18 protein-coding genes are annotated in these 22,433 nt (G+C 70.1%); 9 read left to right on the forward strand and 9 right to left on the reverse strand.

Features of this window, described 5'->3' with window-relative positions:
- Positions 1-5: 5 nt before the first annotated feature.
- Positions 6-1,889, reverse strand: coding sequence for a S41 family peptidase (locus tag WME97_RS04525; protein WP_437549725.1), 1,884 nt, complete (start codon positions 1,887-1,889; stop codon positions 6-8).
- 379 nt (positions 1,890-2,268) lie between these two features.
- Between WME97_RS04525 and WME97_RS04530 the strand changes: the two genes are divergently transcribed.
- Positions 2,269-3,096: a sigma-70 family RNA polymerase sigma factor gene (locus WME97_RS04530; protein ID WP_437549726.1), complete on the forward strand. Its 828-nt coding sequence runs from the start codon at positions 2,269-2,271 to the stop codon at positions 3,094-3,096.
- Between the two features lie 88 nt (positions 3,097-3,184).
- Here WME97_RS04530 and WME97_RS04535 read toward each other — a convergent pair whose 3' ends face one another.
- Positions 3,185-4,018 (reverse strand): MBL fold metallo-hydrolase, encoded by an 834-nt coding sequence (locus WME97_RS04535; protein WP_020733205.1) that lies wholly within the window; start codon positions 4,016-4,018, stop codon positions 3,185-3,187.
- A 403-nt stretch (positions 4,019-4,421) separates the two neighbouring features.
- On the opposite strand from WME97_RS04535, the gene WME97_RS04540 reads away from it, so the two are divergent.
- From WME97_RS04540 to WME97_RS04550, 3 genes are all read left to right on the forward strand, one after another.
- Entirely contained in the window at positions 4,422-4,967 is a 546-nt protein-coding gene (locus tag WME97_RS04540; protein ID WP_437549727.1) for a YdcF family protein, read from the forward strand.
- 2 nt (positions 4,968-4,969) lie between these two features.
- Positions 4,970-7,321, forward strand: coding sequence for a peptidylprolyl isomerase (locus WME97_RS04545; protein ID WP_437549728.1), 2,352 nt, complete (start codon positions 4,970-4,972; stop codon positions 7,319-7,321).
- A 118-nt stretch (positions 7,322-7,439) separates the two neighbouring features.
- Positions 7,440-8,564, forward strand: a complete 1,125-nt coding sequence (locus WME97_RS04550) for a glycosyltransferase family 2 protein (RefSeq protein ID WP_437549729.1) — start codon at positions 7,440-7,442, stop codon at positions 8,562-8,564.
- Positions 8,565-8,581: 17 nt separating this feature from the next.
- On the opposite strand, the gene WME97_RS04555 is transcribed toward WME97_RS04550, so the two are convergent.
- The 3 genes from WME97_RS04555 to WME97_RS04565 all read right to left on the reverse strand — a co-directional run bounded on the left by WME97_RS04555 (position 8,582) and on the right by WME97_RS04565 (position 12,524).
- Positions 8,582-9,343: a YdcF family protein gene (locus WME97_RS04555; RefSeq protein WP_437549730.1), complete on the reverse strand. Its 762-nt coding sequence runs from the start codon at positions 9,341-9,343 to the stop codon at positions 8,582-8,584.
- Between the two features lie 168 nt (positions 9,344-9,511).
- Positions 9,512-11,368, reverse strand: coding sequence for an MYXO-CTERM sorting domain-containing protein (locus tag WME97_RS04560; protein WP_437549731.1), 1,857 nt, complete (start codon positions 11,366-11,368; stop codon positions 9,512-9,514).
- Positions 11,369-11,459: 91 nt separating this feature from the next.
- Positions 11,460-12,524, reverse strand: coding sequence for a PQQ-dependent sugar dehydrogenase (locus WME97_RS04565; protein WP_437549732.1), 1,065 nt, complete (start codon positions 12,522-12,524; stop codon positions 11,460-11,462).
- A gap of 145 nt (positions 12,525-12,669) precedes the next feature.
- Here WME97_RS04565 and WME97_RS04570 point away from each other — a divergent pair, with 145 nt between their 5' ends.
- The 4 genes from WME97_RS04570 (at position 12,670) to WME97_RS04585 (ending at position 16,098) form a co-directional block, all read left to right on the forward strand.
- Entirely contained in the window at positions 12,670-12,948 is a 279-nt protein-coding gene (locus WME97_RS04570; protein ID WP_437549733.1) for a hypothetical protein, read from the forward strand.
- A gap of 97 nt (positions 12,949-13,045) precedes the next feature.
- Entirely contained in the window at positions 13,046-13,804 is a 759-nt protein-coding gene (locus WME97_RS04575) for an EboA domain-containing protein (RefSeq protein ID WP_437549734.1), read from the forward strand.
- Between the two features lie 23 nt (positions 13,805-13,827).
- The gene (locus WME97_RS04580) at positions 13,828-14,712 is read left to right on the forward strand and encodes a TatD family hydrolase (RefSeq protein ID WP_437555308.1); all 885 of its coding nucleotides are present in this window, start codon (positions 13,828-13,830) and stop codon (positions 14,710-14,712) included.
- A gap of 12 nt (positions 14,713-14,724) precedes the next feature.
- Positions 14,725-16,098 (forward strand): alkaline phosphatase family protein, encoded by a 1,374-nt coding sequence (locus tag WME97_RS04585; protein WP_437549735.1) that lies wholly within the window; start codon positions 14,725-14,727, stop codon positions 16,096-16,098.
- Between the two features lie 76 nt (positions 16,099-16,174).
- On the opposite strand, the gene WME97_RS04590 is transcribed toward WME97_RS04585, so the two are convergent.
- The 4 genes from WME97_RS04590 to WME97_RS04605 all read right to left on the reverse strand — a co-directional run bounded on the left by WME97_RS04590 (position 16,175) and on the right by WME97_RS04605 (position 21,538).
- Positions 16,175-17,839 carry a hypothetical protein gene (locus WME97_RS04590; RefSeq protein ID WP_437549736.1) on the reverse strand — a complete coding sequence of 555 codons (1,665 nt, stop codon included), beginning with the start codon at positions 17,837-17,839 and terminating at the stop codon, positions 16,175-16,177.
- 83 nt (positions 17,840-17,922) lie between these two features.
- On the reverse strand, positions 17,923-18,804 hold the full coding sequence (locus tag WME97_RS04595) for a UbiA family prenyltransferase (protein ID WP_437549737.1): 882 nt from the start codon (positions 18,802-18,804) through the stop codon (positions 17,923-17,925).
- A complete protein-coding gene (gene eboE, locus WME97_RS04600; protein ID WP_437549738.1) occupies positions 18,801-20,216 on the reverse strand; it encodes a metabolite traffic protein EboE in 1,416 nt (471 codons plus the stop codon). Before eboE ends, WME97_RS04595 begins: the two co-directional genes overlap by 4 nt.
- A complete protein-coding gene (locus WME97_RS04605) occupies positions 20,213-21,538 on the reverse strand; it encodes a 3-dehydroquinate synthase (protein ID WP_437549739.1) in 1,326 nt (441 codons plus the stop codon). Before WME97_RS04605 ends, eboE begins: the two co-directional genes overlap by 4 nt.
- A gap of 283 nt (positions 21,539-21,821) precedes the next feature.
- Here WME97_RS04605 and WME97_RS04610 point away from each other — a divergent pair, with 283 nt between their 5' ends.
- On the forward strand, positions 21,822-22,433 hold the full coding sequence (locus tag WME97_RS04610; RefSeq protein ID WP_437549740.1) for a polysaccharide biosynthesis/export family protein: 612 nt from the start codon (positions 21,822-21,824) through the stop codon (positions 22,431-22,433).

The following is a 22,433-nucleotide window of genomic DNA, read 5'->3' on the forward strand; positions in this document are numbered from 1 at the left end:
GCGCGTCAGCGCGCTGCCGCGGGCACCGCGCCGAGCGACCGCAGCGCGCGGCAGACCGTCTCGTCGCGGCAGGGCCCTATCCGCCCTGCGTGCGCCGGCCAGGGCACGTCGCGCACGCGGTGCAGATCGCGCACGTCGGGGCCTCGCCACGGGCCGAGCGCCCGGTCCACGCGCGCCTCTCGCTCGTTCGTCGCCGGCAGCGACAGCTGCACCTGCGGCACGATGCCCACCTTCTGCACCGGCGCGCCGTCGGGGAGCGCGTAGAGGAGCGTCGTGAGCCGCAGCACGCCGACGTGGGCGTCGTCGTCGAGGTATTCCTGAGCGCACCCCTTGCCGTACGTCCGATCGCCGATGATCACCCCGCGCCGGTAGCTGGCGATCGCGCCGGCGATCATCTCCGCCGCGCTCGCGGAGTCGCCGTCGACGAGCACGGCGAGCGGCCCGCTCCACCCGCGCTCCTCCGGGACCTCGGGCGAGCGCTCCACCTCGACGCCGCCGTCGCGGCGCCGCATCGGGAACAGCGGTACGCCCGGCAGGAACAGCCCGAGCGCGGCGATCGCGCCGTCGGTCGAGCCGCCGCCGTTCGCGCGCACGTCCAGCATCACGCCCCGCGTGTCGCCCTGCGCGCGCGCGCGGAGGAGCGCCGCCGCGACCCGATCCCCGAGGTCGTCGGGCACGTCGGGGATGGCGATCACCGCGACCTTGCCTTCCCCGTAGCGCACCAGATCGAGCGGCAGCTCCGAGGGCGCCGCCTCGGCCGGCTGCGGTCCGACCGGGTGCGGCGCAACGGTCAGCTCGAGGGGCGCCGCGACCCCGCGCCGCAGCAGCGCCACGCGAGCGGTCGTCCCGGGGTGCACGTCGGACAGCACGGCGAGCTGCTCGGCCTGCTCGACGCTCATGCCGGAGATCGGCAGATCCTGGATCCGGAGAACCACGTCCCCGTCCTCGAGCGGCGCGAGCGCGCCGCGGTCGATGCGCACCCCGATCGCGGTGCGCGTCATCTCTTGCCAGAGCCGGGCCGGCGGGTGCGCCTCGAGGTCGAGATCGTAGATGGAGACCTCCTCCTCGAGCGGCGCCCAGGCGCCGTGCGCGTCCAGCTGGGGCACGTAGGCCCGCACCGCGGCGGCGATCACCGTGCGCGCCCAGCCGTCCTCGCTCATCGAGGGCGCCGCCCGCTCGCGCACGGCGTCTACGTACCGGGCGAGCGGCTCCCCGACATGCGCGCGCAGCCCTCCGACCTCCCGGCCGAGCTTGCGCGCGAGGTCCCGGGCGCTGCGCGTCACCTCGCCGTCCTCGAACGGCGCCGACGACACCAGCTCCCACGCCGCGGCGTGGGTCGCGGGCGGGCTGGCCAGGCCGCGCCGGTAGCCGTCATCGAAGAGCGTCTCGAGCTCGCGCGACCACCGGGCGAGCTCCTGCCCGACGCGCAGCGCCGCCGCGCACGGCCCGCTGCCCACGGGCGCCTGCAGCTCGTCCAGGAGCGCGGCGGCTTCCCGCTGCAGCGAGGCGCCCACGGGCGTGTCGGGGGCGACCGACCACAGCCCGTGCGGATCCAGCCAGTCGGAGGTCGCTTCGGCAAACTTTGCGGGATCGACGCGGAGCGGCGGAGCGGCCAGCGTGGTGCGGGCCTGGGCCACGATGGCGCGGGCCTGCTCGCAGCCGAGCGACGTCGGCGCCCCGGTCGGCACCGCGATGCCGCGGTCGAGGGCGTTCGGGTCGCAGCCGACGCCGTCGATCTCCTCGTCATCCGGCGCGACGGTGTGGAGCAAGGGCCGCGCGATCCCGCGCCGCGCCCTCGCGAGGGGGATCTCCGCCTCGCGCGAGAGCAAGGCGAGCGTCGCCAGGCTTGCGGCGATGCACGCGACGGAGCCCGCGACGCGCGTCCTCACTGCTCCCCGGATATCACGACGCGGCGCGCGGGGGCAGGGGCGACCGCGGCGGCGTCCGGGCGGAGAGCGAGCGCGCGCGCCGCGCGGGCGCCGCCGTCGCCCGCGGCCTGGGGCCTCGGCGCGCACCTCGCCCGCCTCGTTCGCCGCTCGTGCGCTGTGGATCTGGGCTCAGCGCTGCGCATTCGTGCTCCTCCGCTTTCCCGCAAAGCTTTCGCTTCCGTCGAGGGATCCGAACACGTTGCGCATTCCAGCGCAAAAAAAGGCGATTTCCTAGGGTCAATCCCGGCATCACGCCTGCATCTGCCCCGGTGCCGCCCGCCGGCCCGCAGGGGCTCGCAGCCCTTCTTGATCGGCGCGCGCGGTGGAGAGCGGAGAGATCATGAGCGCCACCTGGGATCGTGCGGCATTCTCGGCTTATCGTACAGAGCTCGCGAACTACGCCACCCTGAGCCCGGAGGCCGAGCGAGAGCTCGCGTTCCGCTGGCGAGCTGGTGACCGGGACGCTGGCCGGCGCCTCATCGAGGCGTGTCTGCCGTTCGTGATGACGATCGCTCTCGAGTACCGCCGCTGGGGCCTGCCGATGGAGGACATCGTGCAGGAGGGGAACATCGGCCTCCTGAAGGCCGCGGAGCGCTTCGATCCGGACCGCGGCTGCCGCCTGGCGACCTACGCGGCCTACTGGATCCGGGCGGAGATCCGCGAGCACGTGGCGCGGGGGTACCGGATCGTGCGCCTCGGGTCGTCGAAGAGCGAGCGGCGCGCGCTGCGCATCTACCGCAAGACGCACGAGAAGGACCCGGCGGTGCTCGCGGAGCTGAGCGGCCTGTCGGAGGAGCGGGCGGCCGAGCTGCTGCCGCTGCTCATGGCGCGCGACGTCAGCCTGGAGCGCTCTCCGACCGAGGACGGCGTAGCTCCGGTGGAGCGCCTCGCGTCGAGCGCGCACACGCCGGAGGACGAGGCCTGCGACGCCGACGAGCGCGCGCAGCTCTCGCGCGCGCTGCTCCAGGTCGTGAACGAGCTGTCGCCCCGCGAGCGCTCCATCATGCACCAGCGCTGGCTGACGGACAGCCCCGTGACGCTCGAGCAGCTCGGCGCCGACTTCGGCGTCAGCAAGGAGCGCGTGCGGCAGATCGAGGAGCGCGCCAAGAAGCGGATGCGCGCGCGCATCGAGGAGATCACCCGGGAGCCGATGGCCAAGAGCGCCTGAGGCGCCTGCGGCAGCGAGGCGCGGCGCGCTCCAGCGCCGCGTCTCGCGCGCGCTGCTCCTTGCCGCCTCGGCCTGGCGAGGCGTCGCGCTAGATCTCGATGACCGTGCCTTCGCGCGCGGCGATGGTGTTCGGGAAGAGCTCGCGGGCGCGCATCTCCTTCTCGCGCACCATCGCGTCGGTCTGGTTGGGATCGTGGTGGTGCAGGACGAGCTGCTTGGCGCCCGCCGCCTTCGCGAGCTCGCAGCCCGCGACGAACGTGGCGTGACCCCAGCCCGTCTTCGGGCCGCCGCCGACCTCGCCCGCGTACTCTTCGGGCGTGTACATGGCGTCGAAGATCAGCACGTCGGCGCCCATCGCGAGCTTCTTCAGCTTCGGATCCACGATCGCGTAGTGCTCGGAGTCGGTGATGTACACGACGACCTTGCCCTCGTGCTCGACGCGGTACGCGTACACGCCGTTCGGGTGGTTGCCGCGCGCGTTGGTCACGCGCACATCGTCGTTCGGGCCGATCGTGACCACCTCGCCCTCGTAGAGGTCGCGGAAGGTCATCGCCGCGCCCATCTCCGTGAGGTGCACCGGGAAGCTCGGGTAGTCCATCTGCCCGGCCAGCGTCTCCTCGAGCGTCCGGGAGACGTTGAGGCCACCGTAGAGATGGATCTTGTTCCCGCGCACGAACGCGGGCGTGAAGAACGGGAAGCCCTGGATGTGATCCCAGTGCACATGACTGAAGAACATCCAGGCTTCGAAGGGCATCTCCTTGACCAGCTCCTGGCCGAGGAGACGGAGCCCCGTCCCGCCATCGAGGATGACCAGCGTTTCGCCGGCACGAATCTCATAGCAGCTCGTGTTGCCGCCTACTTCGACCGTGCCTGCACCGGGCGTGGGGATGCTTCCGCGAACCCCCCACATCTTGATCCGCATCCTGCCTCGCTCGCTGAACCCCGCCCGTTTCAAGGTAGAGCTATTAGATTCCGAGCGCGGGCAGCGTCAAGCCGCCTGGTGCACCGGGAGCAAGGAAGGTCGCAGACGTGGAGACCTGGCCGGGGGAGCAGGGCCAAGGCGCCAATGTAGTCAGGGGATAGGTTGCGGGCCCAGCGGCCGGCGCGGCCTGCCGCTGGGGGGCCGTGAGCGCGCGGGGGCGGGGGCGCGGGCGGCGGGGGCAGAGGCGCGGGCGGCGGGGCGGGGGCGCAGGTGGCGGCCCCAGGTCGGCCTGCGTGCGGCGCAGGCATCGGAGCGGCACGGCCCGCGGGCGGCGGCGGGAGGGCAGGACGATCGCGCGCAGCGGGCACGCGAAGGCCGCGGCCGATGGGCTATGGTCGGTCGCATGCCGCTCCACGCGGACGCCATCGTCGTCCTCGGCTGCAGGGTGTTTCCCTCCGGGCGCCCGGCGGCCCCCGGCGCGCGCCGCGCGGCGCGCGCCGCGGAGGCCTACCGCGACGGGGTCGCGCCGTGGGTGATCGCCAGCGGCGGGCGCCGCTGGGGAGCGCAGGTCGAGGCGCGCGTGCTCGCCGCCGAGCTGCGGCGCGCCGGCGTGCCGGCGCACGCGATCCTGCAGGATCTCTGGTCGCTGACGACGCACGAGAACGCGATCTTCAGCGCGGCCCTCCTGCGCCGCGTGGGCGCGCGGCGCGCGGCGATCGTCACCTGCTCCTGGCACATGGCCAGGGCTCTCCAGAACTTCCACGACGTCGGGATCGACGCTTGCGGGCTGCCGGCGTCGCGCGTGGGCGAGCCGGTGGTTGCGCGCGCATGGCAGCGCGGTCACGAGGTGGTCTCGATGTGGCTCGACGCGCGCGCGATGCGCCGCCAGCGGATCCTCAGCGAGAGCGCCGCCTGGCTGCTCGACACCGCTCGTCAGGGTGAACCGTGATCATGCCGAGAAGGCGCTCCTCTCCGCTCCTCGTCTTCACGCTGCTCTTCTCCCTGTCCGCCTGCACCGGGCAGCCGGCGCCGGGCCCTGCGCCCGACGCCGGGAGCTCCGCGGCGGCGCCGGCCGCCAGCGCCGGGGCGGCGGGGAGGCTCGACGCCCTCCTCGCGGCCGAGCAGCGCCGCGCCGCCCTGGAGGTGAGCCCCGCGGACCAGCAGAGCCGCGACGTCGGCGTGCGGCGCGCCGCCGCGCGGGCCCTCGCGCGCATCGGCGGAGACGCGGCGTGGCCTGGGCTCGCGCGGGCGCTCGCCGACGAGGACGACGATGTGGTCGCGTGGGCCGCCTACGGCCTCGGGTTCTCGTGCAAGGAGCGCGAGGCCGAGGCGGTCTCGGCGCTCGTCGCGCGCGCCCTCGCCCGCGACGCACGCCCGAGCCCCGCGGGCGCGGCGACCGCCGCTGCGTCCGCGGCGGCGCCGAGCGGCGGCGCCGCTGCGGGTGCGCCGCCGCTCGACGCGGGCGGCGCGCTCGCCCGCGCCATCGGGCGGTGCGGCGCGGAGGCGTCGGAGCCGACGCTGGTCGCGTGGCTCGACGGCCCGCGCGAGCGCGCGATCCACGCGGCGTACGCGCTCGGCGATCTCGCCGCGATCAAGCTCAAGCTGCGCGAGGAGACGCTCGTCGCGCTGCTCAACCTCGCCTCGGGGAGCGCGGCGAGCCCGCCGGTCCCCGAGGCGCTCTACCCGATCGGTCGCCTCGAGCACGTCCCGCTCACGGTCATCCCCCGCATCCGCGACGTCGCGACCGCGCGGCTCGCGGAGGCCTCCGACGCGCGGCTCTTCGCGGTGCGCGCGCTCGGCCGGGCAGGGGAGGCGGCCGCCTCCGAGCTCGCGCGCGTCCTCTCCGCGAAGGGGGTGTTCACCGCGAGCGAGCGCGCCGAGGCCGCGCGCGCCCTCAAGCGGCTCGGCCCGCCCGGCCAGCGCGCCCTCGCCGACGCGGTCGCCGCGCTCGCCCCGAGCGCGGACCCGATCGCGCTCACGGGCCTCGTGAGCGAGGACTTCGGCGTGCTGCTCACCGCGCTCGACGCGCTCGGATCTGCGGGCGCCGCGCGCAAGGCGCTCCGCGATCTCGCCGCCCTGCCGCCGCCGCCGAGCGCGCCCGCGGCGATCCTCCGCCGCGTCGCGTGGCTCCGCTGCGGCGCGGCCCGGCTCCTCGCGGGCGGGGACTACCGCGATCCGCTGCTGCTCGGCTGTGACGTCACGGCGCCGGCGGAGCCGGGGAGCAAGCCGGACGCAGGCGCGCCGGTGCGCGGCCCGATCGGCGCCCGGGCGGTCGTCGAGGTGATCGGCCGCGACGCCATCACGGGCGCGCGGCTCGCCGCGTTCCGCGCGTACGCCGCGTCGGGCGATCTGCGCGCGCGGGAGGCCGCGATCGAGCTCATCGCCGCGCACGAGGAGATCGCCGGCGCGCCCGACCTGCTCGCGAAGGCGCTCGCCGCGGAGGAGCCGGGCCTCGTCGCCGCCGCGGCGGAGGTCATCGCGCGGCAGCCCCAGCGCGCGTCCGAGGCGCCGGGGAAGCGGAAGCGCAGGAAGCGCAGCGACGAGAAGGACGCTTCCGCAGCGGTCACATCGCCGGCGATCGAGGCCGCGCTGCTCGCGATCCTCGACCGCCCAGGCGCGCGCGACGATCCGGAGCTGATCGGCGCGGTCGTCGACGCGGTGGGGGCGCTGGCGCTCAAGCCGGCGGAGGCTCGCCTGGAGCAGCTCTGCCGGTCGAGCCACCCCACGACGCGGGCGCGCGCCGGGACGGCGCTCGGCGTGCTCAGGGGCCGCAAGATCGCGTGCGACGCCGGTCTGCCGGGGGACGCGGGCGCGGCGGGGCGGCCGGCCGTCGCGCCGCCGGTCGGCGAGGTGCCGGCCGAGGCCTCCGCGCTCGTGCGCGCGCCGGCGGTGCTGATCTTCGACACGGACGCCGGCGAGCTCACGATGACGCTCGACCCTGCGCTCGCGCCGGTCGCGGTGACCCGCTTCGTCGATCTCGCGCGCTCCGGCTATTACGACGGCAAGATCGTCCATCGCGTGGTGCCCGGCTTCGTCACCCAGTTCGGCGCGCCGTTCGGCGACGGCGCCGGAGGTCCGCCCGGCAGGCCGGCGCTGCGCTGCGAGACGTCGCCGGTCGCGTTCGAGCCGCTCCGGGTCGGCGTCGCGCTCGCCGGCCGCGACACCGGATCGAGCCAGCTCTTCGTGATGCACGCGCGCGCGCCGCACCTCGACGGCCAGTACGCGGCCGTCGGCGTCGCCGCCGGGCCGTGGGCTGCGCTCGCGGATGGGGACATCATCCGGAGCGTGAAGGTGCGGAACTGATCGCGGGCGGCGCGGCGTGCGCGTGCCGTGCAACGCGCGCAACGTGAACGGCCGTGTCGCGGCGTGGCCCATCCATGTCGGTTGACAAGCGCCCCCGACCGGCGCTCTACAGTTTAGCGTGGTCATTGCCTCCTTTCTGGCCGTCGCGGTGCTCGTGTACACCTACTTCGGGTACCCGATCGTTATCGGCATCCTGGCGCGCCTCTGGCCTGCGCAGCGGAAGGAGGATCCGGACTACGTCCCCACGGTGACGGCGTGCATTCCCGTCTTCAACGCGGTGTCGTATCTCCCGGCGAAGGTCGAGAGCCTGCTCGCGCTCGACTATCCGAAGGACAAGCTGGAGGTCCTGCTCTTCTCGGACGGCTCGACGGACGACACCGTGCTCGTGGCGCGACAGCTGGCCGAGCGCGATCCTCGAGTGAAGGTGATCGTCAGCGAGGCGCGTCGTGGCAAGCCGATCGGCGTGAACACGATGCTCGGGGTCGCGACGGGCGAGGTGCTGTTGATGACGGACATCCGCCAGCCGCTCGTGCCCGGGGCGCTGCGCGCGCTCGTGCGGCTCCTGGCCGATCCGAACGCGGGCTGTGTCTCTGGCAACCTGGTGCTGAAGGGGTCGGCGGGGTCGGGGGCCTACTGGCGTTACGAGAACTGGATTCGCCTCCAGGAAGGGCGGTTCAGGAGCATGGTGGGCGTGACCGGTCCCATCTATGCGATCCGCCGCGCCGACATGAGCCATCTCCCGGAGGGCGTCATCCTCGACGACATGTGGGTGCCGATGCGGCTCCGCCTCGAGGGGCGTTCGATCCTGTTTGCTCCCGACGCGATCGCGTACGACGACGCCTTCGGCGACGAGCGCGAGTTCGGCCGCAAGGTGCGCACGCTGGCCGGCAATTATCAGCTCTTTTCGCTGCTCCCGGCGCTCCTCGTCCCGTTCAGGAACCCGTCCTGGTTCGAGATCTTCTCGCACAAGCTGCTACGCCTCGTGTGCCCCTGGGCGCTCGTCGCGCTGCTGATCACGTCGACGGTCGCGTGGATGGGCGCCGAGATGAGCGGCGACGCCTCGTGGACGCTCTACGCGGCGCGCGCGCTGTTCGGTGGGCAGGTGGCCTTCTACCTGCTCGCGGTGCTCGGGGGCGCTGCGGGCAAGCTCGGCGCGCTCGCGCGGACGTTCGTGGTCCTGAACGCGGCGGCGGTCGTCGGCCTCTGGCGGTACCTCCGAGGCTCGCAGAAGGTCACCTGGTAGCGCGGGGCGCGCCGGGGCTACGGCTCCAGGAGACCCACGAGCTCGTGAACGGCGCGCTGCGACCGCCTGAGGGAGAGCGACTCCGGCAGCAGCCGCTCTAGCCCCTCGGGTGGCAGCGACTGGAACCTGACCGGCGCGGGGAGGACGTCGAGCCCTGCGCGCTCGAACATGCGGAGGGAGCGCGGCATGTGGAGCGCGCTGGTCACGACCACGACGGCGTCGGCCGACAGGCCGCGGGCGATCCGCGTCGAGTGGAGGGCGTTTTCTCGGGTATCGCGCGACTCGGTCTCCAGGATGATCTTCTTCCTGGGAACGCCGAGCTCCACGAGGAGATCGGCCATCGCGCTGGCGAGCTGGGTGGGCGCGCCTCGGACGTCCTTCCCCGAGACGATGACGTGGCCGAAGCCGTACTCGCGGTAGACCCGCACGGCGGCGAGGCCGCGCTCGAGGCCTGCCGCCGACTGCCGTTCCATGGCTGGCTCGCCGAACTCGTCGGCGTCGATGCCGGCGGTGAGGATGACGAGGACCCGCCGCTCGGGTGAGCTTCCGGCGAGCTCCGCGTGCAGGTCCCTCGGCACCGTGCTGATCCGGCGCGCGAGCGTGCTGGAGAGCCAGGGCGTGGAGAGGAGCCACAGCGCGAGCCAGGCGCTCCACGCGAGCGCCCGCCCGATCTTCGCCCCGCGTGTTCGGAAGCTCCAGTCGCCGCCGGAGAGCGCGAGGCCGACGCCCGCGGCGACGAGGAGCACGAGCAGGGGATCGACGAGGCGGGAGATGGGCAAGGCGAGGCTCGCCGTGAGGCGCTGGGTGGGCTCACTCTATGAAGGCGCCGGGGGGGCGATGCGAGCGAAAAAGGGGCCGTCTCCAGGTGAAACGGCGGGACGGAGCCGATCGGGGATCGTCCGCCCCGCAGCGACGCGCCCTTGCGGCGGTTCGTGGTGGAGCGAGGCTCACTGCCGCCGGTGTGTGCGCCGGCGCCTGGCTGCGGCGGCGAGGGTGAGCCCCGCGAGGCCCGCGGGGAGCCACCCGCCGGGGGCGTTGCCGGGCATCCGGCAGCCGCACCCGCCGTCGTCGCTGGAGCCGCTGACGCTGCCGCCGGTCGAGCTCTCGCCGCCGGTGCCGTTCCCGCCGGCGCCGCTGCCGCCGGCGCCGCTGCTGCTGCTGGCGTTGGCGGGCGGCTCTCCCAGATCGAGCGGCGCTTCCGCGTCATCGGCCGCGACGAGGATGGGCGGCGCCTCGCCGGTCTCCTCGTAGATGGCCCGGAGGTCGTCTCCTGTGCTGTCCGTGCGGTTCTCGGACTGCAGGAACTCGATGTACTCCTTCGTCATCGACTGGTAGTACACGCGCGCCGAGAGCGTCTGCCTGCCGAAGGCGTTGGCCGGGACGGTGAGCGTGAAGCGCGCCTCGTCGTAGTTGCGGTATCCGCCGTTCCCATCGGTGAAGTCGATCTCCTGCGTCGGCTGGGTGGTCCGCGACGGGACGAAGCCCTTCGGCGGGATGCGCGTATCGGAGATGATCATGTCGTGGAGCGCGAGGTGCTCCTCCTTCTCGCCCACGCCCGCCTCGCCGTCCCAGCGCCCGTGCACGGCGCGGTACTCGTGGGTGGGCGGCTCGTGCTGGATCTCGCCCGTGTCTGCGTCGTAGCCGCCGAGCAGCGGTCGTTCGACGCCGTTCTCGTCGACGAGGAACACGGCGATCCAGGCCCGCCGGCTCTCCGCATAGCCTGTCGGGAACTTGTGACCGGTGAGGTTCTCGACCCGGACGGTGACGGCGATCTCCTCTCCTGGCGCGGCCTCCTGCGGGGCGTCGACGAGCGTGACCGAGGCGGCCGAGGCGAGGCTCTTGAGCGTACCGTCGAGCGCGAGCTGGAAGGAGTCGGCGTACTCCGCGGCGCGCGCCGGGTCGGCCGCCATGACGGCCTGGATGCCCCAGTGGTTGCCGCCGACGAGGAGGTGGGTGCGCGGATCGGTTCGAAGCGGTCCGCGCTCGCCGACACGCAACTCGCCGAGCCTCCGCTGCATATGACAATCGGCGCAACTTTGAGCGCTCGAACCGCCATTGCGGAAGTCACTGGAGGCCCACTCTTCGTAGGTTGTGTCGAGCGGAAACTCGATGGTGGTGGGGGTTCCGCTCGCGTCCCTCAGCATGACCTCCGGATTGGTGACTTGATGACATTGGCCGCAAAATTCCGATTCGCCCAGCGCGGGCGCTGCATCTCCAACGTGAGATTCAGACTCGACGTCCGGATATGGGCCATAGACCAGGGGCGTAGCTGTGAACCCGGCAGCCGCGGGCGTGTGGTCAAACACGAGCTGAGCGTTGCCGATGATGTACGGTGACGTGGTTTCAGGGTCTGACGTCGTCATCGCGCGATGACAAACGCTGCAGCTGATGCCCTGACCATCGACGATCTTCCCATCGACCGACGCCTCGGGGTCGAACCCAGAGCCATCCGGGGGCGTCGCTCTCCCGTTCAGGAACCCAATGGGAGAGTGGCAACGCAGGCAGAATGTCCCGACCCCCGGCGCGTCCTGGTTGGCAATCGCGAGAGCAGCTTTGAATACAGGATCGCGCCATGCGTTGGCCATCATGGTGCCCGCCCACGTGTCGGTGGGCATGTAATCCCGGTGATCCTCGATCTCTGCTCGATGGCAACCGGAGCAGCGCTCGGCGGTGCCCAAGTTGTTCGATCGTGGCATGTCGTCTGCCGTCGTGCCCTTGAGGTCATCGATCCCGGCCGCCGCATCGTGACTCAGCAGCCCGAGCGCCAGCACCCAACCCACCGCCAGTCTCCGCGTCTTCTGCATAGCTCGAACCCAGATCTGGTAAGCTGCTCTCTTCGGAAATCAGGGACCAACGGTGAACACCCCCGCTGGTCCCTGCGGACTGCGGGCCAAGCTATTCCGGATCGATCCGGAAGATGCTGCCTCCGCCGTAGGATACGATGTACAGCTCGCCCGCCGCATCCTCGCCGAACGAGGCCAGGCCCTCGATGGTGTTCTCAGAACCGAGGTCTTGGCTGAGCGAGCTCCTGGGCGTGGCGACGCCGTCCTTCCAGGTGAGCATCCAGACGCGGTCCGTTTCAAAGTCGCCGAACAGGTACTTCCCACGAAGCGCGGGGATCCTGCTCCCACGATAGACATAGCCGCCTGTCACCGAGCCATCGCCGCTGTCGTGGTCGTAGGCGAAGACGGGCGGCGTGATCGTCGGCGAGTCGCAGCTGGTCGCCTGGTCCTCCTGAAGGCATGTGCCTCCCTCGGTGACGCTCCATCCATAGTTCTTGTGGCCCTGGCCGCGCGGCTCGATGTTGATTTCCTCGAAGAGGCGCCCACCGACATCTCCGATGTAGAGATCACCCCTGCAGCGGTCGAAGCTGAAGCGCCAGGGGTTGCGCAGGCCGTAGTCCCACACGTACGGGTCTCCACCGGGGACGTTACCCGCCGGCGCTGTCGGGTGATTGTTGACGTCTACACGAAGTATCTTGGCGTACTTCACCTCGATGTTTTGCCCATTGTTGTCCGGATCGGGGTCGGAGGTGCTCCCGCCGCCGTCGCCGACGCCTACATAAAGATTTCCATCGGGGCCGAACGCGAGCATCCCGCCGTTGTGGTTGCCGACCAGCACCGGGAACGAGAACAGCGTGTTTCGCTGCTGCTCCTCCTGCCCAGCCTGCGGCACCGCCTGGTCCGGATTGGACTCTGAGCGCTTGAACTCTCGGAGGGCGATCGTTCGCGATCTCGTGTTGTAGTAAACGAAGAACCTTCCATTGCTCGCGTACTGCGGGTGAAATGCGAGCCCAAGGAGACCTCGCTCTTCCTTCAAGTCGTTAGATTGATAGACATCCGCGGTGATGTCCAGGAACGCAGCGCTCTGCAGTTCACCGCCCTTGATGAGACGGATTGTTCCACCCTTCCCCACGACGTAGAGCCGACTGGCATCTTCCGGTTCGCTTGTTACGTACAATGGCCGATCCAGGCCGCTTGCTACCTCCGTGAGCCGGAGCGGCGGTACGGTCCCGCCCGGCTCGTCGCACTCGATCGTCCCGCTCCCGCCGGCGCCGGATCCGGCGCTGGTTGCAGGGCCGGCGCCCTCTCCGGTGCTAGCGGTCGTGCCCGAGCCGCTGGTGTTGGCGCTGCTGCTGGTGCTGGTGCCGTTGCCGGTGCTGGTGCTGGTGTTCGAGCCGGTTCCGCTGCTCGTGGGAGAGCCGGTCGAGGTGCCGCCGCCGGAGCCCGGTCCACCGGGGCCCGTTCCTCCCCCGCCTCCTCCGCCTGTGCCTGCGCTGTTGTCGCTGCCGCCGCAGCCATTCAGGATGAAGCCGAGCCCGAAAAGGGCGGATGCGATGGGCATAAAAGACAAAAGGAAACGCTTCTGGTCCATCATGCAGTAGGACACTATCCGAACAGCGCGCCCCTTGGTATAACTTTCCACCGCTCGGCCACGTCGGCATCTTGCGGCAGGCGCCCGGACCGGCGGGTATGGCTACAATGCAAGACGCTTCCCTACTGCTGCTTGAAATTCTATCGCGCCGGATTCCGTCGGCGTCGCGCTCCTGGCTGGAGCGCGTCGAACGGGTGACCGGCACTGGTGCGGGCCCCGGTGGCGCACCGGACGCTCGGGAGAGCGAGTCGTCGACCTGGTTCGATCTCGACCGCTTCCTTGCGACGTTCACTGCAGCGGTACGCGTGCTCGGTAGGGCACCGCTCGGGCTTCACCCCGACGAGCGGGAAGCTCTGGAGGCTGCCGGTGTCGCTGGGGTGGTCGATGGCCGGGGGCTGGATGAGCTCGGCCGTGTAACGATGCTCGCGCAGGTTTCGAGGCGCCTCCCTGCACCGGAGCTCGAGTCGCTGCTCCGGGCTTGCTATGAGCAGGGAGATGGCCGGGAGCGGCAGGCGCTCTTGCGGGCACTGCCGTTCTTGATCGAGGCGGAGCGCTTCGTTCTGCTCGCGGTCGAGGCGTGCCGCACGAACGAGCTGCCCATCTTCGAGGCGATCGCCTGCGAGAATCCCTACCCGGCCGCCTATTTTTCCGATCTCAACTTCAACCAGATGGTCCTCAAGGCCATGTTCATGGGCGTGGCGCTCGCCCGAATCATCGGGCTCGACCGCCGGCGATCGAGCGAGCTCGCCAGGATGGCGGAGGACTTCGCTAGCGAACGGAGGGCGGCTGGCCGGAGCATCCCGGCCGACATAGGCTTGCTTTCCCTGGACCATGAGCGCGAGCGCGCGACGCGGATCCCCGAGTGAAGCGGCGCGATGCGGAGGGACTCTTGAAGCTATTCGATCCCCATATTCACATGACATCGCGGACGACCGACGACTACCAGGCGATGGCCGCGGCCGGTATCGTCGCGGTCCTCGAGCCGGCGTTCTGGCTCGGTCAACCGAGGACCCATGTGGGCACCTTCGAGGACTACTTTACGTCCCTGCTCGGCTGGGAGCGTTTCCGGGCCAGTCAGTTCGGCATTCGTCACCTTTGCACGCTGGGGCTCAACCCGAAGGAAGCCAACAACCCCCGCGTGGCGCAAGGCGTCATCGATCTCTTGCCGCGCTATCTCGACAAGGAAGGCGTCGTCGCGGTCGGGGAGATCGGGTTCGATGACATGACACCGGAGGAAGAGAAGTATTTCGCCCAGCAGGTCGAGCTCGCCCGCGAGCACGATCTTCCGATTCTGGTGCACACGCCACACCGTGACAAAAAGCGGGGTACGGAGCGGACGCTCGCCCTGGTGCGGGAGCTCCGGTTCCCTGAAGAGCGTGTTCTCGTCGATCATAACAATGAGGAGACGCTGCCGCTCGTGCTCGCGACCGGCTGCTGGGCCGGCCACTCCATCTACCCCAACACCAAGATGGACGAGGACCGGATGGTCGCGCTGGTCAAGACATTCGGTGCCGAACGGATCCTTATCAACAGCGCGGCGGATTGGGGCGTGAGCGATCCGCTCAAGGTCCCGAAGACGGCGGCGCGGATGCGCGAGAACGGGATCTCGGACGAGGCGATCGAGCGGATCGTCTGGAAGAACCCCCTCGCCTTCTTCTCCCAGAGCGGCCGGCTCGATCTCGCGGAGTTCGGCGAGGCGCCGGCGGTGGATCAGCGCGCCCTGTTCGAGGGGAACTCGGTGCTGCGCGGGCAGGCCCCCGTCGTGAAAAGCTGATCGAGCGCACGTATGCACCGCACTGTCGTTTTAAATGTCGTCGGGCTCACCGGAGAGCTCCTAGGCGACGCCACGCCGAACCTGAAGCGGCTCGCAGGGGAAGGGGCGATGCGCCCTCTCGAGACCGTGCTGCCGGCGGTCACGTGCACGGTCCAGTCGACCTTCACGACAGGCCTCCTCCCGAGCGGGCACGGCTGCGTCGCGAACGGCTGGTACTATCGTGACATCGCCGAGGTGAACCTGTGGCGCCAGGCGAACCAGCTCGTGACGGGTGAGAAGATCTGGGAGGCCGCGCGCCGTCGTGATCCGGCCTTCACCTGCGCCAAGCTCTTCTGGTGGTACAACATGTACAGCTCGGCAGATTACGCGGTGACGCCGAGGCCAATTTACTGGGCGGATGGGCTCAAGCTGCCGGATATCTACACGGAGCCGGCGACCCTGCGCGACGAGCTCGTACTCCGGTTGGGCGAGTTCCCGCTCTTCAACTTCTGGGGGCCGAACGCGGACATCCGATCCACCGAGTGGATCGCGCGATGCGCGCGCCACGTGTATGACACGCGCCGTCCGACGTTGACGTTGGTCTATCTCCCGCATCTCGACTATAACCTGCAGCGGCTCGGCTCGGGTGATCCGTCCATCGAGAAGGATCTCAGAGCCGTCGACGCTGTGTGCGGGGAGCTGATCGATCATGTGCGCAAGGATGGGGCGCGGGTGATCGTCCTCTCCGAGTACGGCATCATGCCTGTCACCGGCGCCGTGCATATCAACCGGGAGTTACGTGTACAGGGGTTGCTCCGAGTGCGGGTCGAACGTGGCCTGGAGAAGCTCGACGCAGGGGGCTCCGAGGCGTTCGCCGTGGCGGACCACCAAGTTGCGCACGTCTACGTGCGGCGCGCGGAGCGTATCAGCGAGGTGAAGGGTCTGCTCGAGAGGCTGCAGGGGGTGGACTTCGTCCTTGACAGGGAGGGCAAGCACGCCGCGGGGTTGGAGCACTCGAGATCAGGTGAGCTCGTCGCCGTCGCTAGGAGGGATCGGTGGTTCACTTATTACTACTGGATGGACGACAGCAAGGCCCCTGAGTATGCGAGGACGGTCGATATCCACCGCAAGCCAGGCTACGATCCCGTGGAGCTCTTCGTCGACTCCAACCTGCGTGTCCCGCGGGTGCGCGTCGCGCGGAGGCTGCTCCAGAAGATGCTAGGGTTTCGTTACCTGATGGATGTCATCCCGCTGGACGCTGCTCTCGTCAAAGGCTCACATGGTCGTTTAAACGAGCACGCCGGAGAAGGGCCGCTCGTCGCGTCGACCGAAGCGTCGCTGCTGACTGGCACGAGCGTCCGCGCAGTGGACATCAAAGAGATTGTCTTGCGCCACATCTTCGATTGACCGCTCTCCCACGAGGCCTATACCGGGCGCTCGGCTGGCGGCGAGATCCTCGCGGTAGGTTCTTGCACGATGACGTTCACTTGCCGAGCTTCGCGATGAAGAGAGAGTGGTCTCCTATCGGCTGTGGTGCGGCTCCGAAATCGATGTTAGCGCCTTGGCCCGCGCTATCTATTCCTCGCCCAGAGATGACGCTCTCTCCCTTGGGATCCGTCGCTGCGGCCCTTGCCTCCCCCACGCCTAACGGCTGAACGGGGAACCATTTTCGCCACACCGTCCTCCCCTCGGGGGCCAGCTTGATCGTCATCGGGGAAGGAAACTCGGACACATATATTATCTCGTTCTCGTCGATTGTTACGTCGTGCATGACGGTGGCGAGTATGAGCAGGTCATTGGAGGCGTCCGTGCTGATGCTCGACGTCTTGATCCCACCGATGAAACCTCGGCTCCATCTATGGTTTCCTGCGATGTTGAACTGCGCTGCGAATGCCATTTGGCTCCACTCCGGCAAGTCCCCTCCGCCGAAGTTGGTGGGATGTTCGTAGGCCCCTGTTGCAGAGATGTTGCCGAGCGTGTCAATGGCGAGCGCGGTCGGCTCAGCGTTGGCGAAGCCGCGCACCCAGGTAGGCTTCCCCGTCCTGTCGAGATGGGTCAGGAACATCCCCTTGGCGGTTGTTGGCGAGAGATTGCCGAACTCGATTCTCTGGGCGAAATTTCCAGTGATGACGATGCTGTTGTTCGAATGGACGGCGACGCCCGCCAGGGTGTCGTGCCCCTGGCTCGTGAACCGTTGGACCCATCCGCCGTCCGTCGTGTTGGATGAGCCTGTATCTCCGTCCAGCCTCGCAACGTAGATATCATACGCGTCCGCCGGATGAGTGGTAAACTCCGTTTCGCCGAGCTGGAGGGTGCCAGCGAAATGGCCCGCGAGGATCACGTCGCCATCCGGGGTGCACGCGACCTTTGGAGCGCCCGCAAGGAAGCCTGAGTCGCCTACCGGAGAGCCTTCGATGCCGCTGCTCCATGCATGTGTGCCGGAGCTGTCGAATTTTGCGACGAATACTCCCGGGCCTATGTCGTCCTTGCCGAGGTTGATTCTGCCGCTGTTGACTCCTGCGACGATGACGTTCCCAGCGCCATCGACGCACGCAGACGTCGCCTCCTGGTTTGCCGGGTCGCTGAACTGGTGGCTCCAGCGATGTTTTCCTGCGCTGTCGAGCGAGACGATGAACGCGTCAAGAGCAGAGGGGTCGTTTTGCGCTGTGCCGACGAGCGGCTCGGCTCCGAACTGTATCGTTTCTGTGAACGATCCAGCTATGGTTATGTTGCCTTGGTTGTCGATGGCTATCGAGTTGATGCGCGATTTGTTGTTCGGTGCTTCGGTCGTCCGGACCCAGAGTCCGCAATCAAACCCGTCGCAGTTCTCGTCTTCGCTGGAGGCACAGCTCTCCTGCTGCGGCACCACCTCGCCCTGGCAGGCACTCCATGTTTCGCCGCCGCTGTCGCACGTCCGTGTACCGGAGCGGCATAGACCCACCTTCTCTGTTCCAGGTAGGCCGCTGTAGCATTGCTCCGTCTTGTCAGGAGGGCAGGTGTCCGCGCCGCCGCTCCCGCCGGATCCCTGGCCGCCTGGCGCAGGCGCGTCGTCGAAATCGTCGAGTCCGAGGAGCAGCCCGCACCCGGACCCGGCGAGGACGAGCGCGAGGAGGCCGCCTTGCAACATTCCAGCGCGAGGTAATGTCATGTCTTCGTCTCTCCAGGGGTTCAACCTACTGTCTCTCGTGTGGCGCGATGCAGCGAGGCATGGATGTCCTTGTCGGCGCGCTCTCACGTCCCCCTCACGACACGCTGCATCGCCAGCGTCAGCGGGAATCCCAGCATGGCAAGCGCCGCCGCGCCGCCGGCGCCTGGCACGCCGCTCCTCGCGATGAGCACCGCATCCAGCAGCGATATCCCTGCGATGAGCGTCACCACGGCGCGCGGGATCCGGTCCTTTCGCGTCCCCCGCAGCAACCTCACCGCGTGGATCACGCAGCCAGCGAGCGCCCCGTACGCGATCGTCCCCATCATCCCCGTGAGTGGCGCGCCGAGCGTCGCCAGGAACGGGACCGCCATGAAGCCGAGCGCCCAGAGGCTGCGCACCGCCAGCAGGTTCTCCTGCTTCGCGATCGCGGTCAGCCCGATCAGATAGAACAGCAGCGCCACCCCCCCGGCGAGCACCGCGCTCCCGAGCTGGCCCCCCGCCGCGAGCGCTGCCGTCACATAGACCAGCACGCGGCACGCCCCCATCAGCGCCGGGCTCAGCGGGTTCCCCTTGTGCCAGGCATCGTAAAGCACGATCGCCCCGGCGAGCAGCACGCTCGCCAGGGCGGGCGCCATCCCCCGGTTCGCCACATAGGCGTGGCCGCCCACGATCAGCACCCCCGCCCCGAGCAGGCCGTAGCCGACCGCGAACACCTCGCGGGCGCTCACAAGCCCGGATGGGATCGGCCGCTCGGGCCGCTCGCGCGCGTCGATCCCCCGGTCGAACGCGTCGTTCAGGAACATGCCGCCCACGTACATCAGCGACATCGCGAACCCTACAAGCGCCACCTCGAGCGCCCGCGGCGCAGACCCCGACAGGGCCATGCCACAGAGCACGTTCGTCCACACCGTGGGCAGGTTCGAGACGCGGCCGAGCCGCAGATAGACCCGTGCACGCGAGCTCATCGCTCAGCCCCCGCTCGGCTGTCCTCTCGGCCACCGGCGTTCGCGCCGACGCTTCTGCCCTCGCCGACGCCGGCGCCCACGCTTCCGTTACCCACCATCCGCTCCTCCACCCAGCGGAGCTCCCTTGCCACCGCCTCGACCAGCCCGCCGCGGCGCTGGTCCTCCGGAAGTACGTCCCAGGTGTAGGTCTCCACCTCGAGGTGCTGCGTCGCTGGCGAGTCTCGCAGGTGCGACAGCAGCGCCCCCAGCTCCGGCTGCGTGGTCGCGAGCGCGCCCTCGATCTCCCGGAAAATCGGCACATGGAAGTGGACTCGCCACTCCTCCGGCTGCGCCCCGGGCGGCGCTGCGGTCTCGTCGTCGAGCGCCGCGAGCGCCTCGGGCAGATCCAGGTAGCGGACGAGCTCGCCCCCGCCCGGGCCGCCGCGCCGCTCGACCACCTGGTGCAGGTAGACGACGTCCTCCGCGTACGCGCGCAGCCTCGCCATCGTCGCCGGCTCGCGCTCCGCCACGCGGGCGCGCAGCCCGGCGCTGAGCTGCACCTTGTGCACGCCGATGCCCGCCGCGCGGAGCGCCGCGAGCGACGCGGGGGCGTCCTCGAACTCCACCGCCATGTGGCACGCGTCGAAGCAGAGGCCGAGGTGGCTCCGGAGCGCCTCCTCGGCGTCCGGCAGGCTCATCCCGGCCAGCGCCGACAGCTCGCGCGCGCGCTCCGGCGCGAACACGTGATCGGTGAAGAAGGCGATCGCCTCGGGCGTCGTCTCGAGGAAGCAGCACGGCTCCGGCTCGAGGGCCAGCGCGATGTGCTTGCCCGTGCGGCGGCGGATCTCGACGAGGTGCGCCGCGTGCTCGACCAGCCGCCGCGCCATCGCCGCCGCGTCGCCCGGCGTGCGCACCCGCGGCCTGAACGCGCCGGGCACCGTGCTGACGCTTCCCATCAGGCCCTCGTTCGCCGGCAGCAACTCGGCGAGGAGCGTCGCCAGGAGATCGCTGTACGCGAGCCGCTCCTCGTCGAGCCAGTCGGGCAGGTACACGCGCTCCTTCACCGGCGCGCCGTGGAACCGGCCGTAGGGGAAGCCGTTCAGCGTGAACACGTAGAGGCCGTTCCGCTCGAGAAAATCGCGGAACGCGTCGAGCTCCGCCGGCTCGGTGAGCTCCGCCGCCGCCCTCGCCGACAGCCGCAGCCCCACCCCGCACCGGCGGCGCGCGCCCGGCCCGAAGCCCTCCGCCCCGCTGCCGCCTCCGCCGCTTCCGGCGCCTCCTCCGTGCAGCGCCCCTTCCTCCCCGCCGGCCGCGCGCGACCAGATCGCGAGCAGGTGCGTCTCGAGGCTCTGCTTCACCTCCGACCACGTCTCGCCCGCGTGGATGTTCGTGCAGTACGTGAGGTGCGGCGCGCCCGCGCACGCGAGCCTCATGATTGCGCCGCTCCCGTGACCGCGCTCGCCGCTCCCGTGGCCATGCCCGCCGCTCCCGTGACCGCGCTCGCCGCTCCCGTGGTTACGCCCGCCGCTCCCGTGGCCGCTCCCGTCGCGCCGATCGCCGCGAGCGCGCCCCGCCTCCCGGCGCGCTCGCGCAGCCGCGCGATCGCCGCGACGATGTGCCGCTCCTCCATCGCGTGCACCTCGCGGGCGCGCCCCACGTCCTCGAGCAATGTCACCGTGAGCTCCCCGCCGAGGTGCTCGCGGAACTCGTCCAGCCCATCGAGCACGCAGAGCCGCTCGCCCCGCTCCCCCCTCTCGCACGTGCGCGTCAGCGCGAGCGCGTCGTCCCACAGCGTGAAGCCGAGCGCCTCGAGCGCCGCCACCACCGCGGCCGCTGTCGTCTGGCTGCACAGGCCGGCCAGCTCGGCGTACAGCGTGTCGATCGCGATCCCGATCGCGACCGCCTCGCCGTGGCGGAGCCTGTGCTTCGTGAGCGACTCCAGCTTGTGCGCAGCCCAGTGCCCGAAGTCGAGGGGCCGCGCGCTCCCGAGCTCGAACGGGTCGCCCGCGCTCGCGATGTGGTGGAGGTGGATCTCCGCCGAGCGGCGCACGAGCTGCGCGAGCGGCGCGAGCGACCCCGACGCGAGCGCGGGCGCGTGCTCGGACAGCCACGAGAACAGCCGAGCGTCCCGGATCAGCGCGACCTTCACCGCCTCCGCCATCCCCGCCACCTTGTCGCGCAAGGGCAGCGTCTCCAAAAAGCGCGGATCGATGAGCACCGCGAACGGCGGGGCGAACGTGCCGAGCAGGTTCTTCTTCCCGAACGCGTTGACGCCGTTCTTCACGCCGACCCCGGAATCGGCCTGCGCGAGCACCGTGGTCGGGATCCGCACGACCCGGACGCCTCGGTGCACCGTCGCCGCCGCGTAGCCGACCATGTCGAGCACCGCGCCGCCTCCGACGATCATCACGAACGACTGCCGATCCATCCCCAGCGCGTCGAGCCTCGCCTGCAGCGCCGCCGTCGCCGCGCCGTCGTTCTTCGCCGCCTCGCCGCCGGGCACCACGATCGGCTCGGCCGCGAGCGTGAGCAGGTCCGGTCGCGCGCCCACGTACCGCGCGATGTCGTCCGCCAGAGACGGCCACGCCGCCGCGACGCCGCCGTCGATCACCGGCAGCACGCGGTGACGCCGGCGCGGCTCCTTCGCGGCGATGGCGGCCGCCAGGTCGGCGTTGCTCGGCGAAAAGACGCCCTCCGTGAAGTAGACGGGGTACTCGAAGGGGACCGCGATCCGTTGCAGATGAAGCAGCATCAAAGCCGACTTTCGAGAGAGGTCATCGGCCCGTCAAGTTGGTTCCTCGCGAGGATCCCGCGTCTTGCCGCGGTACGAAAACTTCCCCTTGGCGGCGGACGGCCTTCCTGCAATGCTGGCGCCGCTCGGTGAATCGCGCCGCCGTACGGCCGAGTTCACCTCGTTCCCTGTGAACGCCCCGTGATCGCCCCTTGATCGCCGCGTGATCGCAACCCCGTACCGCCTGACATCCTCCTCAATGCAGACGCCCATGGAAGGCACAGCCCGTCCCACGAAACGGTCCTTCATGCGAGGAGTGCTTCTGACGGCAGCGGCAGGGCTCGCCCTCGCCGCGTTCTCCGCCGGGTGCGCGCCGACGTACATCTACAACCCCGCGAACTACGCGAAGGAGTACGACCCGCGTAAGCACGAATACACGATCGGGGTAGGGGACCAGATCCGGATCAACGTCTGGCGCATGGCCGACCTGTCGAGCGAGGCGCTCGTCCGGGCCGATGGCGTCATCACGATGCCGCTCATAGGCGACGTCTACGTGGCCGGAAGGACCCCGACCCAGGTGCGCGAGGAGCTGAAGAAGCGGCTCTCCGAGTTCGTGAAGGACGAGACGGCCGTGATCACCGTCGCCGTGACCGGGATCAACAGCTACCGGTTCGTGGTCAGCGGCAACGTCGCGCGCGCCGGCATCTTCGCCTCCAACTACTTCGTCTCCGTCTCCGAGGCGCTCGCGCTCGCCGGCGGTCCCAACCAGTTCGCCTCGACGGATCAGATCCTGCTCATCCGCATGGATAGCCCGGGCAAATTCCGGCACATCCCCATCAACTACGACGAAATCGCCTCGCGCAAGCGGCCCGAGCAGGACCTCGTGCTCAAGGCCGGCGATACCGTCTTCGTGCCCTGA

The sequence above is a fragment of the Sorangium sp. So ce367 genome (assembly GCF_051520455.1).
GTDB classification, from domain to species: Bacteria; Myxococcota_A; Polyangia; order Polyangiales; family Polyangiaceae; genus Sorangium; species Sorangium cellulosum_B.

What these genes read in the sequence shown, in the direction of transcription:
- WME97_RS04540 (WP_437549727.1), top strand. Translation starts at nt 4,422, where the DNA reads ATGCCGCTCCACGCGGACGCCATCGTCGTCCTCGGCTGCAGGGTGTTT.
- WME97_RS04585 (WP_437549735.1), top strand. Translation starts at nt 14,725, where the DNA reads ATGCACCGCACTGTCGTTTTAAATGTCGTCGGGCTCACCGGAGAGCTC.
- WME97_RS04575 (WP_437549734.1), top strand. Translation starts at nt 13,046, where the DNA reads ATGCAAGACGCTTCCCTACTGCTGCTTGAAATTCTATCGCGCCGGATT.
- WME97_RS04610 (WP_437549740.1), top strand. Translation starts at nt 21,822, where the DNA reads ATGCGAGGAGTGCTTCTGACGGCAGCGGCAGGGCTCGCCCTCGCCGCG.
- WME97_RS04545 (WP_437549728.1), top strand. Translation starts at nt 4,970, where the DNA reads ATGCCGAGAAGGCGCTCCTCTCCGCTCCTCGTCTTCACGCTGCTCTTC.
- WME97_RS04535 (WP_020733205.1), bottom strand. Translation starts at nt 4,018, where the DNA reads ATGCGGATCAAGATGTGGGGGGTTCGCGGAAGCATCCCCACGCCCGGT.
- WME97_RS04590 (WP_437549736.1), bottom strand. Translation starts at nt 17,839, where the DNA reads ATGACATTACCTCGCGCTGGAATGTTGCAAGGCGGCCTCCTCGCGCTC.
- eboE (WP_437549738.1), bottom strand. Translation starts at nt 20,216, where the DNA reads ATGAGGCTCGCGTGCGCGGGCGCGCCGCACCTCACGTACTGCACGAAC.
- WME97_RS04560 (WP_437549731.1), bottom strand. Translation starts at nt 11,368, where the DNA reads ATGCAGAAGACGCGGAGACTGGCGGTGGGTTGGGTGCTGGCGCTCGGG.
- WME97_RS04595 (WP_437549737.1), bottom strand. Translation starts at nt 18,804, where the DNA reads ATGAGCTCGCGTGCACGGGTCTATCTGCGGCTCGGCCGCGTCTCGAAC.
- WME97_RS04530 (WP_437549726.1), top strand. Translation starts at nt 2,269, where the DNA reads ATGAGCGCCACCTGGGATCGTGCGGCATTCTCGGCTTATCGTACAGAG.